14 protein-coding genes are annotated in these 16,511 nt (G+C 39.3%); 6 read left to right on the forward strand and 8 right to left on the reverse strand.

Going from position 1 to position 16,511, the window contains the following annotated elements; all coding sequences use genetic code 11:
• Window positions 1-174: 174 nt before the first annotated feature.
• From STRINF_RS00475 to STRINF_RS00485, 4 genes are all read right to left on the reverse strand, one after another.
• Entirely contained in the window at window positions 175-1,119 is a 945-nt protein-coding gene (locus tag STRINF_RS00475; protein WP_006531031.1) for an AEC family transporter, read from the reverse strand.
• A gap of 131 nt (window positions 1,120-1,250) precedes the next feature.
• Complete coding sequence (locus tag STRINF_RS00480) at window positions 1,251-2,123, reverse strand: YkvI family membrane protein (protein ID WP_006531032.1); 873 nt, start codon at window positions 2,121-2,123, stop codon at window positions 1,251-1,253.
• A gap of 27 nt (window positions 2,124-2,150) precedes the next feature.
• Window positions 2,151-2,498, reverse strand: coding sequence for a hypothetical protein (locus STRINF_RS10400; RefSeq protein ID WP_006531033.1), 348 nt, complete (start codon window positions 2,496-2,498; stop codon window positions 2,151-2,153).
• Window positions 2,499-2,741: 243 nt separating this feature from the next.
• Entirely contained in the window at window positions 2,742-4,034 is a 1,293-nt protein-coding gene (locus STRINF_RS00485) for an adenylosuccinate synthase (protein WP_006531034.1), read from the reverse strand.
• Between the two features lie 411 nt (window positions 4,035-4,445).
• On the opposite strand from STRINF_RS00485, the gene gshAB reads away from it, so the two are divergent.
• The 5 genes from gshAB to dusB all read left to right on the forward strand — a co-directional run bounded on the left by gshAB (window position 4,446) and on the right by dusB (window position 10,872).
• A complete protein-coding gene (gene gshAB / locus STRINF_RS00490; RefSeq protein WP_006531036.1) occupies window positions 4,446-6,695 on the forward strand; it encodes a bifunctional glutamate--cysteine ligase GshA/glutathione synthetase GshB in 2,250 nt (749 codons plus the stop codon).
• A 101-nt stretch (window positions 6,696-6,796) separates the two neighbouring features.
• Window positions 6,797-7,618, forward strand: a complete 822-nt coding sequence (locus STRINF_RS00495; RefSeq protein WP_006531037.1) for a hypothetical protein — start codon at window positions 6,797-6,799, stop codon at window positions 7,616-7,618.
• Between the two features lie 26 nt (window positions 7,619-7,644).
• Complete coding sequence (locus STRINF_RS00500; RefSeq protein ID WP_006531038.1) at window positions 7,645-8,916, forward strand: toxic anion resistance protein; 1,272 nt, start codon at window positions 7,645-7,647, stop codon at window positions 8,914-8,916.
• Between the two features lie 119 nt (window positions 8,917-9,035).
• Window positions 9,036-9,902: an Hsp33 family molecular chaperone HslO gene (hslO, locus tag STRINF_RS00505; RefSeq protein ID WP_006531039.1), complete on the forward strand. Its 867-nt coding sequence runs from the start codon at window positions 9,036-9,038 to the stop codon at window positions 9,900-9,902.
• The gene (gene dusB, locus STRINF_RS00510) at window positions 9,895-10,872 is read left to right on the forward strand and encodes a tRNA dihydrouridine synthase DusB (RefSeq protein WP_006531040.1); all 978 of its coding nucleotides are present in this window, start codon (window positions 9,895-9,897) and stop codon (window positions 10,870-10,872) included. The genes hslO and dusB overlap by 8 nt, the downstream gene beginning before the upstream one ends.
• A gap of 84 nt (window positions 10,873-10,956) precedes the next feature.
• Here the strand turns inward: dusB and STRINF_RS00515 are convergent, their stop codons facing one another.
• Window positions 10,957-13,398 carry an ATP-dependent Clp protease ATP-binding subunit gene (locus tag STRINF_RS00515; protein ID WP_006531041.1) on the reverse strand — a complete coding sequence of 814 codons (2,442 nt, stop codon included), beginning with the start codon at window positions 13,396-13,398 and terminating at the stop codon, window positions 10,957-10,959.
• Window positions 13,395-13,856, reverse strand: a complete 462-nt coding sequence (locus STRINF_RS00520; protein ID WP_015695786.1) for a CtsR family transcriptional regulator — start codon at window positions 13,854-13,856, stop codon at window positions 13,395-13,397. Before STRINF_RS00520 ends, STRINF_RS00515 begins: the two co-directional genes overlap by 4 nt.
• A 257-nt stretch (window positions 13,857-14,113) precedes the next feature.
• Between STRINF_RS00520 and STRINF_RS00525 the strand changes: the two genes are divergently transcribed.
• A complete protein-coding gene (locus tag STRINF_RS00525; protein ID WP_006531043.1) occupies window positions 14,114-14,578 on the forward strand; it encodes a COG2426 family protein in 465 nt (154 codons plus the stop codon).
• Window positions 14,579-14,677: 99 nt separating this feature from the next.
• Here the strand turns inward: STRINF_RS00525 and tsf are convergent, their stop codons facing one another.
• Entirely contained in the window at window positions 14,678-15,715 is a 1,038-nt protein-coding gene (gene tsf, locus STRINF_RS00530) for a translation elongation factor Ts (RefSeq protein WP_015695787.1), read from the reverse strand.
• Window positions 15,716-15,823: 108 nt separating this feature from the next.
• On the reverse strand, window positions 15,824-16,511 hold a 688-nt coding region (rpsB, locus tag STRINF_RS00535), incomplete at its 5' end, for a 30S ribosomal protein S2 (RefSeq protein ID WP_006531046.1).

A 16,511-nucleotide genomic window follows, 5' to 3' on the forward strand; every position in this document is an offset into this window, starting at 1 on the left:
AAACTTTCACAGCTAGCTTTGCTAGTTTGACGTTCATCTAGAACTCCCAATTTAGATGAATGTATCTTTTTCATAATCTCCTTAAAGTCTAGCTACTCCAGCTAGGCTTTTTGTATTAAAAAAAGCATCTCAATCGTTAGATGGTCTGTCTAACTTTTGGAATGCAGATGATATTTATAAAACATTCAATAAGAGCATTAGAATTGGAATGACAACCATGGTCAAAATGGTCGATTCGGTTACCATAATGGCTGCATAGTCACTATCTGCTCCGTAAAGTTTAGCCACAACAGGTGCATTGGTCATGACTGGCATGGCTGATTGAATAATAAAGACTTCTTTCATCAATTGTGGCATTTGGGTGTGTTTGACAATGATTAACATCAAAAGCGGAGCAATCACGAAACGCCCGACTAAGACCAAGACATTATCCTTGGTAAACCGCAAACGTGACAGCCCTGCATTAGCCACCGAAATCCCAATGAAAATCATAGACAAAGGGATGGTCAAATTGCCCAAATATTGGAAATCACTCAGCAAGAAGGCTGGGAGTTTGATATTTAAAAGAACCAAAATCACCCCAATGATGAAGCCCATAAGTGGTGGTGAGAAGATTTTCTTCAAGGTTCCTCGCAAATCAAGCGTGACTTCTTTGCGACCATCTTTTTGAATCAAATAAGTCCCAATAGTCCAGAAAAATGTCGTGTTACACATGTAATAAACCAAGACATAAGGAATACTTTTATCCCCAAAAAGCGCTTGATTGATGGGAAGTCCCACAAAAATCGTATTAGAATTAAAAAACATAGAAATAAATAAGCCCTGATGATTTTTATCAATCAAGAATAAATGAGCTACCGCTACAGCAATAGCTAATAAAATCACCATCGAAAGTGCTGGAAAACGCAATTGTGGCAGTATTTCAAGCAACTCTTTTGCCGTAAAACGCCCAACAATGGTTGAAATCATATAGCATGGTAATGCTACTTGTGTTACCAACTTGGCAATGAGATTCGGCGCTTTTTCGTCGAACCAACCTTTTTTGGTTAGCACATAACCGACTAATACCATGATAAGAATAATCAGAACACCCGAAAAACTACTCACAAACCTTGCCATTGCTTACTTCCTTTTCATCTTTTAGTTTCAGTATAGCATATTTTTAGCGCTTTCTTAACTACTTTTATGAATATTACCCCAGTCATTTAAAAAAGCTAGAAAAATAATATTTCTAGCTTTCTTATTCTTGATTAATCATCATTTTCCGAGTCGAACACTTGCTCAACGTGGTCATGAATATCTTTTTTAATTTCTTTTGTTTCAACGACAGATTCTTCACCTAGTTGTTGATATTCTATTTTATCTTTCTTGGTAAATTTCTTATCATCGTCATATTTTTTAGAAATCAAGGAAATCATGCGGCGACGAAGATGTTTTTCGTCCTGCACATTACCTTTTTCACGAATCCAAGCTTGAAGTAAAACAACCAACATAATCAAGCCAATGTAACCAAGGATTGGATACATGACAGAAACCAGTTGTTTAAAACCAAGGAAGGACAAGGCATAACCACTCACGACAAAAATAATCATGTCACGTTTAAACTGACTTTCACTTTTATTTTCAGAAAAGCGTTTTGCTAAAGCATAGTAAAGACTAAAGGCTGTGTTGAAAATAAGTCCAAATACGACAAGGGAATAGGCAAAAGCAAACCAAGGATGGATTTCATTGGCAAGTACTAACATTGGAATATCTGCAGAAGCAATCTTTCCAACATTGACAAACAAGACAAGTGAGGTAATCGCAATAATCAGGCCGACCATTGCACCACCAAGTGTTCCCCCTTTTTCAGCAACGCCAATACGAATAATTGAACCACCAAGGACAAAAGCCATTGATACCCCAGTCATCACACAAATGGCGAAATAATTAAGAACAGACACCCAAATATTTGGCATATTTGTCGGTAGAGTCTTAGCTACTGTATTTAACTGTTCAAAGTCAAAAGAATGTCCAATCAGACTATGACCAGCAATGATCAATACCATAATAATAACAATCGGCGTAAAAATCCCAATAATCTGAGTAATTTTCTCAAAATCAAGGAAACTTACAAAAATCACAAGGAGAACACAGATTAAAGCTCCTAATCAAGTGGGCAATCCAAATTGTTGATTAAGGTTAGAACCCGCTCCAGCAATCATGACAAATCCAATGACATAACAAGAAATAATCAAAGCAATGTCTAATACACGATTGGTAAAAGGATGGGCAATCTTTAAAAGCACCTCTGAGTGGTCATTCGAACGATAGTAACTTCCTAATGTCACGATAATACGTCCAAAGATAGCATTCAAAATCCCTAAAACAATAACGCCAATCATTCCCCAGATACCAAATCCGACAAAATATTGCATCAAATCCTGTCCCGAAGAAAGTCCAGCACCAACAATAATACCAACATAAGCCAGTGCAATTGATAAAATTCGTTTAAACATTTTTCCTCCTTTTTAAATCAGGCAACATTAATAGGTTAACAAAAACAGATTAAGACAAAATGACTATTGTAATCTCAGCATGACATTTGTTAAATTTATGTGAAAATTTTCACGTTATTTACAACTCTTTCTCAAGCAAATGCCATTTAAAAAACAAGGGTATTTATTACCTTCATTTTAGCACAAAACCCCGCCAGAAAGCTTCTGGCAGGGTTTACTCTTATAAAGATTTTTTCAACTTAATTAAATATTTGCCCAAACTGATTCAAGGATGTTAGTTTGATCGCGATCTGGTCCAACTGAGAATGTTGAAATGCGAACACCAACGAGTTCACCGACACGGCGAACGTAGTCACGAGCATTTTCGGGAAGTTCATCTAGGCTACGGCAACCTGTGATGTCTTCTGACCAACCTGGCAATTCTTCGTAGATTGGTTTACAACGTTTCAATTGTTCAAGGCTTGCTGGGTAGTGGTCGATACGTTGACCGTCAAGGTCGTATGCCACACAGATTTTGACCGTATCAAGACCTGAAAGAACGTCAATTGAGTTAAGTGACAAGTTTGTGATACCTGATACGCGGCGGCTGTGACGCATAACAACTGAGTCAAACCAACCAACACGACGTGGACGTCCAGTTGTTGTCCCATATTCGTGACCCACTTCACGGATGCGGTCACCAACTTCGTCTAAAAGTTCAGTTGGGAATGGTCCGTCACCAACACGGCTTGTGTAGGCTTTACATACACCGATAACTTTGTTGATTTTACTTGGACCAACACCAGAACCGATTGTTACACCACCAGCGACTGGGTTAGATGATGTTACAAATGGGTATGTCCCTTGGTCAATATCAAGCATGACACCTTGTGCACCTTCGAAAAGGACACGTTTCCCAGCATCAAGAGCATCGTTCAAGATAACTGATGTATCTGTAACGTAATCTTTGATTTGTTGACCATATTCATAGTATTCTTCGAAAATATCTTCAAATTTGATTGGTTCGCATTCGTACATTTTTTCGAAGAGACGATTTTTTTCTTCCAAATTCACGCGCAAGCGTTCTGCAAAGATTTCTTTGTCCAAAAGGTCAGCAATTCGGATACCGACACGTGCTGCTTTATCCATGTAAGCAGGTCCGATTCCTTTATTTGTTGTCCCAATTTTATTATCACCCTTAGAAGACTCTTGCAAACGATCAAGTTTAATGTGATATGGCAAAATAACGTGTGCACGGTCAGAAATACGAAGGCTATCTGTCGTAATTCCCTCATCATGCAAGTATTTCAATTCAGTTACCAATGATTTTGGATTAACAACTACACCATTTCCGATAACTGAGATTTTCTCTGGGAAGAAAATACCTGATGGAATCAAATGCAATTTGAATTTTTTACCGTCGATAACGATAGTGTGCCCTGCATTATCTCCACCTTGATAACGTGCAATCACTTCAGCATCTTGTGACAAGAAGTCAGTGATTTTACCTTTACCTTCATCACCCCATTGGGTACCAACAACTACTACTGATGTCATATTCTGTTCGATACTAATACGAAATCACCTAGCGAGCAAATAAAAACGATACTAACTTATCCAGCCTGTCGTCTCCATCTCCAAGCTAAAATTCGTATCTTCGTCCTTTCTCTACAACTTGGCAGGAATCTCACCTGCGAGTTTGTCTTACAATTTATTATATGACTTTTCTGTGTTTTTTTCAATATTTGACCTTGATATTTTATTTTTTCCGTAACTTTTTTTGAAAAAATGGCTTTTTTTCACATATTTTCTCTCATAGTTAAAATATTCAAACAACTCTTGGTAAAGCAAAACTTTTTTTCATAGCAAATCTTTGCATTTTCAGACGCTTTTCCATAGAATAAATTTACATTAAAATGTATACCGTTTACATCATAATCATAGTAATTAGAGTAGCGAGGAATTACCATGTCACTTAATGGTTTACTAGAAAAATCACCAGCGACTTTGCCTATTCTTCAAGCAACTTTTGGGTTAGAAAGAGAAAGTCTTCGAATTGGAAAAGACCACCGTATCGCACAAACTGACCACCCTGCTTGCCTAGGCAGTCGCTCCTTTCACCCTTACATTCAGACGGACTACAGTGAAGCACAGCTAGAACTTATCACGCCTATCGCTCATTCCACAAAAGAAGCGCTCCGCTTTTTGGGAGCACTGACTGATGTTGCTGGCCGTTCCATCGATAAGTCTGAATACCTCTGGCCTTTATCAATACCACCAAAACTATGTGAAAAAGATATTCACATTGCCAAGCTAGAAGATGACTACGAACGCCATTACAGAAAGCACTTGGCTGATATTTATGGAAAAACATTGCAATCAATGTCTGGCATTCACTTCAACATGGAGCTTGGAAAAGATTTGGTCGCTGCGCTTTTCCAACAAAGCGGCTATGATTCGCTCATCACCTTTAAAAACGACCTTTATCTAAAATTAGCTCAAAATTTCTTGCGTTATCGTTGGCTTCTAACCTATCTTTACGGAGCTTCGCCAATCGCTGAGCAAGGATTTTTAAATCACAAATTAGCTCAACCTGTTCGTTCTATTCGAAACAGTCACTTGGGCTATGTTAATCACAAAGACATTCAGGTGTCTTACGAAAGCTTGGAAAAATACATTTCCGACATTGAGGCTTACGTCGCTTCTGGCAAGTTGATTGCTGAAAAAGAATTTTACTCTGCGGTTCGCCTGCGTGGCAGCAAGCAAAACCGTGATTATCTCAAAAATGGTGTCACTTATTTGGAATTACGTTCTTTTGATTTAAATCCATTTGACCACCGAGGCATCGACCAAGAAACGCTTGATACTGTCCATCTTTTCATCTTGACTCTTCTCTGGCTTTATAGTAGCTCTGCTATTGACCAAGATATCGCTAAGGCTACTGAGCTTAATAATGTCATTGCTCTTAGCCACCCGCTTGAAAAATTACCACAAGAAGCACCTATTTCAGAAATCTTATCAGCTATGCAAGGAGTGATTGAACATTTTGACTTGCCATCTTATTACCAAGAATTGTTAAATCATGTCAAAGAACAAATCAAGAATCCTGAATTAACTATTGTAGGACGTTTACTAGAAAAAATTGATAATCTTTCATTAGAAACATTTGGTCAAAAACAAGGACAAGCTTTCCACGAGTATGCCCTTAAAGCTCCCTATGCTCTTAAAGGGTATGAATCAATGGAACTCTCTACTCAAATGTTAATGTTTGACACTATCCAAAAAGGCCTTCACCTGGAAATCCTTGATGAGAATGATCAATTTATTAAATTATGGCATGGCGATCATATTGAATACGTTAAAAATGCCAATATGACTGCTAAGGACAGCTACATCACACCGCTTATTATGGAAAATAAAGTGGTTACTAAAAAACTCCTCGCTCAAGCAGGATTTCCTGTTCCAGCTGGCCAAGAATTCAGCGATAAAGACAGTGCGCTCCGCTATTTCTCACAAATCAAAAATAAAGCTATCGTCGTTAAACCTAAATCAACTAACTTCGGTCTAGGAATTTCTATTTTTAAAGAACCAGCTGAACTGACAACGTATCAAAAAGCCTTAGATATTGCATTTTCTGAAGATGATACTGTCTTGGTTGAGAATTTTATTGCGGGGACTGAATACCGCTTCTTCGTTCTAGACGGTAAGTGTGAGGCGATTGTCCTGCGCGTGGCCGCAAATGTTGTCGGTGATGGCAAGCATACCATTGCTGAGCTGGTTGAACTCAAAAATCAAAATCCTCTTCGAGGACGTGACCACCGCTCACCACTTGAAATCATTAATCTCGGTGATATCGAACGCCTAATGTTGCAACAACAAGGCTACACACCTGATGACATTCTTGCTAAAGGCGTGAAAGTCGATTTGCGTCGCAATTCAAATATCTCTACAGGCGGTGACTCCATCGACGTGACTGATATCATGCCATCAGATTATAAAGAATTAGCTGCCCAAATGGCTAGCGCTGTTGGAGCTTGGGTCTGCGGGGTTGACTTGATTATCCCAGACAAGACCTTGCCAGCCAGCAAAGAAAATCCCAACTGCACTTGCATCGAACTAAACTTTAATCCAGCCATTTACCTACATACCTACTGCCACGAAGGACCTGGACAAGCCCTCATACCTAAAATTCTAGCCAAACTTTTCCCTGAACTTTAGCCCATAAAATCTTTGCCACAATTACAGTCATTGTTTGTCATTATTCCCCTTTTTGCGATAAAATAAATACAATCTTAGATAGAAATGGATTGAATGAGTTTATGTCAAGACCTAGAAATAGTGCCGGAGGATTAATCACTATTATTATTAGCGTTATCCTTCTTATCGCTTTACTCGAAAGCTTACTTGAAATTATTATCCCAATTGCCCTTATCGGTGGTATTGGATTTGGCGTTTATTATTTGGCAACCAAGCAATCACGCTTAGAAAAAGTAAATACCAAACAACGTCTTCAAGACTTAAAAGATAATATTCGCGTCGCTGATCGTCAGTCAAAACTTCTAGACAATTACCTCGATGAAAAAAACTACACACAATATGTCGTTGTGGCGCGCCAGCTATTGCCACAAATTCGTCATATTAAAAGTGAAGTTACTGACCTTAAGACTAAAATGGAGCTCAAAATCTATAAACGTGTTCTCAAAAAAGCTGAAACAGTCGAAAATGATATTCTCTTGCAACTGGATAAATTGGATATCTCTCCAACGACAGCAAGTGCTTCTAAGGAAGAAACAGATTTGCTAAAACTTGCCCCAGAGTTGGCTCATCTTTACAATAACATTCAGCAAGATCACCTTACCATTTTGAAAAAAATTGAAAAAGCTGATAACCGTGAAGAGCTTACTGCTCTGCATGAAGCTGATATGGAACGATTCCATGATATTTTAGATGGCTACCTCAAAATCAAAAGAGCTCCTAAGAATTACTACAATGCTGAGGAGCGCCTAGCAAAAGCAAAAGCTGCTATGGAAAAATTTGATTTGGCACTTGATGAGACCCTTAGAAAACTTAACGAAAGCGACTTGAAAGACTTTGACATTAGCCTTCGCATGATGGCTGCTGATGACGATACTAATTTGTAATTTAGCTCTGACAAAGGAGATTATTTATGGCTGATACATTTAATTTTGACATTGATAAAATCGCTGATAATGCTATTACAAAAACTGACAAAACAACAGAAATTATCGTAGCAACTGACACCACCTCAACTGGGCAAGTCTCTTTTTACGATAAGTTGACTCCTGAACAACAAACTGCTATTACCGCTAAAGCTCCAGCTTTGGTTGATAATTTTGTCGCTGACCAGAATGCACTACTTGATTTTGGAACATCTGCTGTTGAAGAAGTTAATACGACTGTCAATCGCATTTTGGCAGAACAAAAGAAACTGGAAATTCCGCAAGTTGACGACCTGATCAAAAATGCTAACCGTGAATTGAATGGCTTCATTGCTAAATATAAAGATGCTACACCTGCTGAGCTTGAAAAGAAACCGAATTTCTTCCAAAAACTTTTCAAACAAAGTAAAAATAGCTTGCAAGAATTCTACTTTGATTCACAAAATATTGAACAAAAAATGGATGGCATGGCTGCCGCTGTTGTTAAACAAGAAGAAACCTTAGCACGTAACATCATCTCTGCTGAGATGCTGATTGAAGATAATAACAAATCGATTGAAAACCTTGTGGGTGTGATTGCTTTTATCGAAGCTTCTCAAACAGAAAGTGCTAACCGCGCACAAGCCCTTCAAAATGAACTGGCAACACTAGATAGTGCAACACCAGAATATCAAACAAAATCTGACGAACTAGCTCGGATGACTGAGGTTATCAATACACTGGAACAACAGCACACTGAATATCTCAATCGCCTTTACGTGGCTTGGACAACAACGCCTCAAATGCGTAACATGGTCAAAGTGTCATCAGACATGCGCCAAAAACTTGGTATGCTTCGTCGCAACACCATTCCCACAATGAAATTGTCAATTGCCCAGCTCGGCATTTTGCAACAATCAGTTAAATCTGGTGTGACTGCTGATGCCATTGTCAATGCTAATAACGCTGCTCTTCAAATGCTTGCTGAGACTAGCAAGGAAGCTATTCCTATGCTGGAACGCACTGCCCAAAGCCCAACAGTTTCTATCCAGTCTGTCACAGCTCTTGCTGAAAGCCTCGTTGAACAAAATAACGGCATTATCGCCGCTATCGACAACGGTCGTAAACAACGTGCCCAACTCGAAGCAGCTGTCGTCAAATCAGCAGAAACTATCAACGACTCTGTCAAAATCCGTGACCAAAAAATCGTCGAAGCCCTTCTTAACAAAGGCAAAGAAAGCCAAGAAGAAGTCGAAAAAGCAGACGTTACAGAAGAATAATAACAGTAAAAAGGCAAGGAAAACCTCGCCTTTTTTATCTTCTCATTTTTCACTGGATAATTACGCTTTAACAGCCACAATACTAGCCCATTAAATTTGCTTTGTGTTATAATATTCTTATGGATAAACTTATAAAATCAATTTCAAAATCTGGTTCTTTCCGTGCTTATGTACTTGATAGCACTGAGACTGTCAGAACTGCTCAAGAAAAACATCAAACACTTTCTAGCTCTACAGTTGCTCTAGGTAGAACGCTTATCGCCAATCAAATCCTAGCTGCCAATCAGAAAGGAGACAGCAAAGTAACCGTCAAAGTCATTGGTGATAGCTCACTTGGTCACATTATTTCTGTGGCTGATACTAAAGGACATGTTAAGGGCTACATTCAAAATACTGGCGTTGATGTTAAAAAAACTGCTACTGGTGAAGTCATGGTCGGCCCATTCATGGGGAACGGCCAATTCGTTGTTATTACCGATTACGGTACTGGTAACCCATACACATCATCAACACCACTTGTCTCAGGTGAAATCGGTGAAGATTTGGCCTTTTATTTGACTGAATCTGAACAAACACCTTCTGCCGTTGGACTTAATGTCCTTCTTGACGACGAAGATAAAGTCGAAGTTGCTGGTGGCTTTATGTTGCAAGTTCTTCCAGGTGCATCTGAAGAAGAAATCAACCGCTACGAAAAACGTATCCAAGAAATGCCTGCCATTTCAAAACTCTTGGAATCTGACGACCACATTGAAGCTCTTCTAAAAGCTATCTACGGCGAAGACGAATATAAAGTCCTTGCTGAAGATGAAATTGGCTTTAACTGTGACTGCTCACGTGAACGTTTTGAAGCTGCTCTTGTCACTCTTGGCAAAGACGAGCTTAAAGCTATGAAAGACGAAGACCACGGTGCTGAAATCACTTGTCAATTCTGTGGTAAAACTTACAACTTCACTGAAGATGACTTGGAGGAATTAATCAATGACTAAACTCAGCTCATCATTTATGATTGGTGATATTGAAATTCCTCACCGTACGGTTCTAGCACCCATGGCAGGGGTGACAAACTCTGCTTTTCGTACTATTGCCAAAGAATTTGGAGCTGGCTTAGTCGTTATGGAGATGATTTCTGAAAAAGGACTTCTCTATAACAACGAAAAAACCCTGCACATGCTACACATTGATGAAACTGAACATCCGATGTCTATCCAACTTTTCGGTGGTGACGCAGATGGTCTCAAACGCGCAGCTGAATACATCCAAGAAAATACAAAAGCTGATATCGTTGACATCAATATGGGCTGTCCCGTTAACAAAGTCGTTAAAAATGAAGCGGGTGCTAAATGGTTGAAAGACCCCGATAAGATTTATCACATTATCGATAAGGTCACTTCTGTTCTTGACATTCCACTTACTGTCAAAATGCGTACTGGATGGTCAGATAACGAACTAGCTGTTGAAAACGCGCTTGCCGCTGAATCAGCTGGTGTCTCTGCCCTTGCTATGCATGGACGCACGCGCGAACAAATGTACACAGGTAAATGTGACCTTGAAACACTTGCTCGCGTTTCAAAAGCCATCACTAAAATTCCATTTATCGGAAACGGTGACGTGCGCAGCGTTCACGATGCGAAATACATGATTGAAGAAATCGGTGTAGATGCCGTTATGGTTGGACGCGCAGCCATGAACAACCCTTACATCTTCACCCAAATTAATCATTATTTTGAAACAGGTGAAGAATTACCAGACCTTCCATTTGTCAAAAAATTGGACATCGCCGAAGATCATCTTAAACGTCTCATCGACCTCAAAGGTGAAAAAATCGCTGTCCGTGAATTCCGTGGCTTAGCTCCACATTACCTTCGTGGTACTGCTGGCGCTGCTAAAATACGCGGGGCCGTCTCACGCGCAGAAACAATCGACGAAGTCAAAGAAATTTTCAACAGCTTACGATGATATAGAAACTCCCCGATAACAAAAGTTACTCGGGGAGTTATTATAACTATAACCCTGCTTGTTTTATCCAAGCAGGGTTATTTGTTATGCAATATCAAATTTGAGTTGTCCTTTTGAAACACCAATTTTAAGAGTATTTCCACTTGCCAAATCACCTGATAGGATAAGTTCAGATAGTTTATCTTCGACTTTATCTTGAATAGTACGGCGAAGTGGACGAGCACCCATTTCTGGGTCGTATCCAGCTTCAGAAAGGTATTTAAGCGCTGATGGTTGGAATTTAAGTGTGATATCTTTTTCAGCCAATGTTGCAATCAATGGTTTAACCATAATTTTAACAACATCACGCATATTTTCTTGTGTTAAGTGGTGGAAGACAACTTTTTCATCAATACGGTTGATAAATTCTGGACGATAAGTTTTCTTAAGCTCTTCCATGATGCGTTTTTGCATAGCATTATAATCATGAGCCATGTCACGCGCCCCAAATCCAACTGTCTTATCATCACGAAGGGCAGTTGCACCAAGGTTTGACGTCATGATAATAATAGTATTTGAGAAGTCAACTTTACGACCACGACTATCTGTCAACACGCCATCATCCAAGACTTGAAGTAAGACATTGAAAATATCTGGGTGAGCTTTTTCAACCTCATCAAAAAGAAGCACTGAATAAGGTTTGTTACGAACTTTTTCTGTAAGTTCTCCACCTTCTTCATAGCCAACATATCCTGGAGGTGCTCCGTTAAGACGACTCGCTGCAAATTTTTCCATGTATTCAGACATGTCAAAGCGGATAAGCGCTGATTCATCATCAAAAAGTAGCTCTGCTAAAGCCTTAGCTAATTCTGTCTTACCAACACCAGTTGGTCCTAAGAACATAAATGAAGCAATTGGACGTTTACCTGTGCGAATACCAGCTTGATTTCGACGAATAGCACGGCTAATGGCAGAAATCGCAGCATCTTGACCAGTAACACGTTTGTGCAATTCTTTTTCAAGCGTCAAATATTTCTTACTGTCAGCTTGCGTCATTTTTTCAACAGGAATACCTGACAAACGGCTAAGAGTTGCCATGATGTCATCTTCTGTCACAGCTGTTGGCTTACGTCTCACTTTCTTACATGACTCTTTAAGCAATTTTGTAGCTAATTTGAAATCACCTTCTAAGATAGCTTGGTCAGCTGGAGTTAAGTCAGAAGGTGTTTCTTTTTTCACCAAACCTTGAACAGTTGCACTAGCTTCATCAAGCAAATCAATAGCTGAGTCTGGTAGATTCTTACTTGTCAAATAACGGTGGGCAGCTTTAACTGCTGTCAACACAGCATCATCAGAAATCGTTACATTGTGGAAAGTTTCGTAAGATCTTTTAAGTCCAAGTAAAATCTGATAAGCATCTTCAACACTTGGTTCTTCAATCGTAATTTTCGCAAAACGACGTGAAAGAGCTGCATCCTTTTCGATATGTTTTTGATATTCTTCTTGAGTTGTCGCACCAACCATGTGAAGTGTACCGCGCGCAAGAGCTGGTTTTAAGATGTTAGCAGCATCCAAAGTACTATCAATACCTGAACCAGAACCCATGATAGTGTGGACTTCATCGATAAACAAAATAATATGACCATCTTCTTCGATATCTGAGATGATTTGGTTCATGCGCTCCTCAAAGTCACCACGGAAACGAGTCCCCGCAACAACACTCATCATATCAAGCTCTAAGACACGCATATCTTGGAGTTCATAAGGAATTTCACCATCGACAATACGTTGTGCCAAACCATAAGCAAGAGCCGTTTTTCCGACACCAGCTTCACCAACTAAGACAGGATTATTTTTAGTCTTACGGCTAAGTACTTGAACCATGCGAGAGACTTCTTTTTCACGTCCGATAACTGGCTCAAGTTTTCCTTGACGAGCTAATTCAGTCAAATCACGAGTGAAGTCTGATAATTCTTCCGCAGTTGACTGAGGTTTCATCATTTCTGAGAAAGCTCCGCCCATTGTAGCTTTTTTAGGCTTACGAAGATCATGGATAGCTTTGATTTTTTCTTTGGTAAATCCAGCATTACGTGACAATGATTTACGTAAATCAAGCAAGAGTGCTGAATCACCATCTTCTTTATTTTTAAATCCAGCAACTTCCAAAAGACGTGTCGCAAACAAATCGAGATTCAACAACATAGCATAAAGGACATGCTCTGTTCCGACTTCAGTGCTGTCAGTCACTTTGCAAATTGACTCAGCAAAAGCTAAGACGTCTTTTAGGGCTTTAGATTGTTCTAAGAACTGCACATTTTTCACATCTGCCAAAGGTGATTTTCCGAGCGCCAAAACAGCCGCCGCTTCGTACTCTTCGTAAGCAATCTTATTTTGGTATTCAGCAAATGTTAACCCTGCCACTGAATCATGAACAGCTACCATGGCTAAAAGCACATGCCAACTTTCTAAATATGGGCTTTCAAATCGCGCCGCCTGATATTGGGCGATACTGAAAACCTCCTGCATTTTCATTGAATATTCACTCATAAATGGAATCCTTTTCTATCTAATCTTTGTAAGATTTTTCGCAACATACGTGCGCGAATTTCAGGAGCATCTTTTCCCAAAACCTCATCAGTAGCTGTTGCTAAAATCAGATTTCCTTCACGTTCACTAATAATTTTTTCGTTAAAAAGTAATTGAATCAAATCTGTAAAGACTTGCTCGCTGATACGTTCACCGATATTTGCCATAAGATTGTCAAACATTTGGTGTTGGTCTGAAAAATGCACTCTAGCAATGCGAATATAACCACCACCACCACGCTTACTTTCGACTGTATAGCCACGACTTTCTGTAAAACGTGTTTTAATCACGTAGTTAATTTGGCTAGGAACAACTTGAAAGGCATCTGCTAAGTTTGACCGCTTAATCTCAGCAATACCTGATTGGGCAAGTAATTGCTTGATGTATTCTTCAATACTATCAGATGTATTTTTTGCCATTAGCTTCCTCCTTTTCAAGATTAAAGACCATTTCAAGATGGACTCTCTTTGACTATAACTGACTAATATTATAACAAAAATATCACTTTTTATAAACGAAAATACACCAAATGACCTGCTGTCGTAAGCTTTTCTCACCATTTAAAATAAATAATGCTTATTAAGCAATAGTATTTTACTATTAGAACAGATTTTAGTTGAGTTTGTTTCCTAGATAAGATACAATTAACCTTGTAACAAATGAAAGGTTTCAAGTAATGAACTATATTATTACATTTTTAATTGGCATGGTGCCACTTATTGAGCTTCGTGGTGCTGTTCCTTATGCTATCGCAACTGGTATTCCAATGTGGCAAGCACTGATTATCGGGGTTATTGCCAACATGCTTCCAGTTCCAATTATCTTCTTCTTTGCTCGCCGTGTTTTAGAATGGGGAGCTAATAAACCTGTTATCGGCGGTTTCTTTACTTGGTGTTTGAAAAAAGGTCACAAAGGTGGTAAAAAACTTGCAGATACTGCTGGTGACAAAGGAATTTTTATTGCTCTTCTTATCTTTGTAGGAATTCCAATTCCTGGAACAGGAGCTTGGACAGGAACACTTGCTGCTTCAATTCTTGACTGGGACTTCAAACGCAGTATTACAGCGGTTATGCTAGGGGTTATCCTTGCAGGCTTAATTATGGGAACACTAACTGTTCTTGGCTTGGGCGCTTTATCTTAATTTGAAAAAACAAGAGCTTGGAAATTCCAAGCTCTTTAATGTTACACACAAAAAAAGAAGACCACTAAGTGATCTTCTTTTTATATTAGCAAGCTAGTCTTATTTGTTAAGAGCTGCTGCCATTGTAGCTGCAACTTCTGATTCAAAGTCGTTAGCTGCTTTTTCGATACCTTCACCAACTTCGAAACGAGTGAAAGTAACAACTTTTGCGTTTACTGAATCAAGGTATTGTTCAACAGTTTTGCTGTCGTCCATGATGTAAACTTGTGCAAGAAGTGTGTATTGTTGGTCAACCTTAGTGTTGTCAAGCATGAAGCGATCCATTTTACCAGGGATGATTTTATCCCAGATTTTTTCTGGTTTACCTTCAGCTTTAAGTTCTGCTTTGATATCTTCTTCAGCTTGAGCGATGATTTCATCAGTCAATTGTGATTTAGAACCATATTTCAAATGCGGAAGAGCTGGTTTGTTAACCATTGCACGTGATTCGTTATCAAGATCGATAGCGTGGTTCATTTGAGCCAATTCATCGTGGATGAATTGTTCGTCAAGTTCTTTGTATGAAAGAACTGTTGGTTTCATAGCTGCAACGTGCATTGAAACTTGTTTTGCAAGAGCTTCGTCGCCACCTTCAAGAACAGTGATAACACCGATACGTCCACCATTGTGTTGGTAAGCACCGAAGTGTTGTTCGTCAGTTTTTTCGATAAGTGCAAAACGACGGAATGAGATTTTTTCACCGATAGTTGCAGTTGCGTTAACGTAAGCTGCTTCCAAAGTATCACCTGAAGCCAAAGTTACTTTAAGTGCTTCTTCGTTGTTAGCAGGTTTTTGTTCAGCGATAGCTTTAGCTGTTTCTTTAACCAATTCAACGAATTGTGCGTTTTGAGCAACGAAGTCAGTTTCAGCGTTAACTTCAACAACTGCTGCAACGTTACCGTCAACGTAAGTACCAGTCAAACCTTCAGCAGCAACGCGGTCAGCTTTTTTAGCTGCTTTAGCCATACCTTTTTCACGAAGCAATTCAATTGCTTTTTCCATGTCACCGTCAGTTTCAACAAGTGCTTTTTTAGCATCCATGACACCAGCACCTGATTTTTCACGCAATTCTTTTACTTGAGCTGCAGTAATTGCCATTTTTATGTCCTCCAGGATTTTTTTGTTTACCAAATAATAAAAACGAGACAGAGCGGTTTGCTTTCTGCCCCGTTTTAAAGCATATCAAAGACTGTTAAGCCTCTAATCTTATTCGTTGTCGCCTTCTACAACTTCAACGATTTCTTCGATTGAATCAGCTTTTGCTTCTGCTTGGAAATCAGCGTCAGCAGCTTCACCTTGGCGTCCTTCGATAACAGCGTCAGCCAATTTAGAAGTGATCAATTTAACGGCGCGGATAGCGTCATCGTTAGCTGGGATGATAACATCGATATCATCTGGATCAGCGTTAGTATCAACCATAGCTACTACAGGGATACCAAGTTTTTTAGCTTCTTTAATAGCGATTTGTTCTTTGTGTGGGTCAACAATGTACATTACGTCTGGAATACGTGGCATATCTTCGATACCGCCCAAGAATTTTTCAAGACGAGCACGTTGTTTGTTAAGAAGAGCAACTTCTTTCTTAGGAAGAACTTCAAAAGTTCCATCTTCTTCCATACGTTTGATTTCTTTCAAACGAGCGATACGTTTTTGGATAGTATCCCAGTTTGTAAGAGTTCCACCCAACCAACGGTGGTTGATGTAGTATTGACCTGCGCGTTCTGCTTCTTCTTTAACAGCGTCAGCAGCTTGTTTTTTAGTACCAACAAACAAGATTACAGCGTCGTTAGCAGCTGCATCACGAACGAATTCGTAAGCTGTGTCAGCCATTTTTACAGTTTGTTGAAGGTCGATAACGTGGATACCGTTACGTTCTGTGAAGATGTATTTAGCC

The organism is Streptococcus infantarius subsp. infantarius ATCC BAA-102 (assembly GCF_000154985.1).
GTDB lineage: Bacteria > Bacillota > Bacilli > Lactobacillales > Streptococcaceae > Streptococcus > Streptococcus infantarius.

Excerpts from the sequence above, each read along its gene's own strand:
- STRINF_RS00475 (WP_006531031.1), bottom strand. The coding sequence starts at position 1,119 with ATGGCAAGGTTTGTGAGTAGTTTTTCGGGTGTTCTGATTATTCTTATC.
- STRINF_RS10400 (WP_006531033.1), bottom strand. The coding sequence starts at position 2,498 with ATGTTTAAACGAATTTTATCAATTGCACTGGCTTATGTTGGTATTATT.
- STRINF_RS00485 (WP_006531034.1), bottom strand. The coding sequence starts at position 4,034 with ATGACATCAGTAGTAGTTGTTGGTACCCAATGGGGTGATGAAGGTAAA.
- gshAB (WP_006531036.1), top strand. The coding sequence starts at position 4,446 with ATGTCACTTAATGGTTTACTAGAAAAATCACCAGCGACTTTGCCTATT.
- STRINF_RS00495 (WP_006531037.1), top strand. The coding sequence starts at position 6,797 with ATGTCAAGACCTAGAAATAGTGCCGGAGGATTAATCACTATTATTATT.
- STRINF_RS00500 (WP_006531038.1), top strand. The coding sequence starts at position 7,645 with ATGGCTGATACATTTAATTTTGACATTGATAAAATCGCTGATAATGCT.
- hslO (WP_006531039.1), top strand. The coding sequence starts at position 9,036 with ATGGATAAACTTATAAAATCAATTTCAAAATCTGGTTCTTTCCGTGCT.
- dusB (WP_006531040.1), top strand. The coding sequence starts at position 9,895 with ATGACTAAACTCAGCTCATCATTTATGATTGGTGATATTGAAATTCCT.
- STRINF_RS00515 (WP_006531041.1), bottom strand. The coding sequence starts at position 13,398 with ATGAGTGAATATTCAATGAAAATGCAGGAGGTTTTCAGTATCGCCCAA.
- STRINF_RS00520 (WP_015695786.1), bottom strand. The coding sequence starts at position 13,856 with ATGGCAAAAAATACATCTGATAGTATTGAAGAATACATCAAGCAATTA.
- STRINF_RS00525 (WP_006531043.1), top strand. The coding sequence starts at position 14,114 with ATGAACTATATTATTACATTTTTAATTGGCATGGTGCCACTTATTGAG.
- tsf (WP_015695787.1), bottom strand. The coding sequence starts at position 15,715 with ATGGCAATTACTGCAGCTCAAGTAAAAGAATTGCGTGAAAAATCAGGT.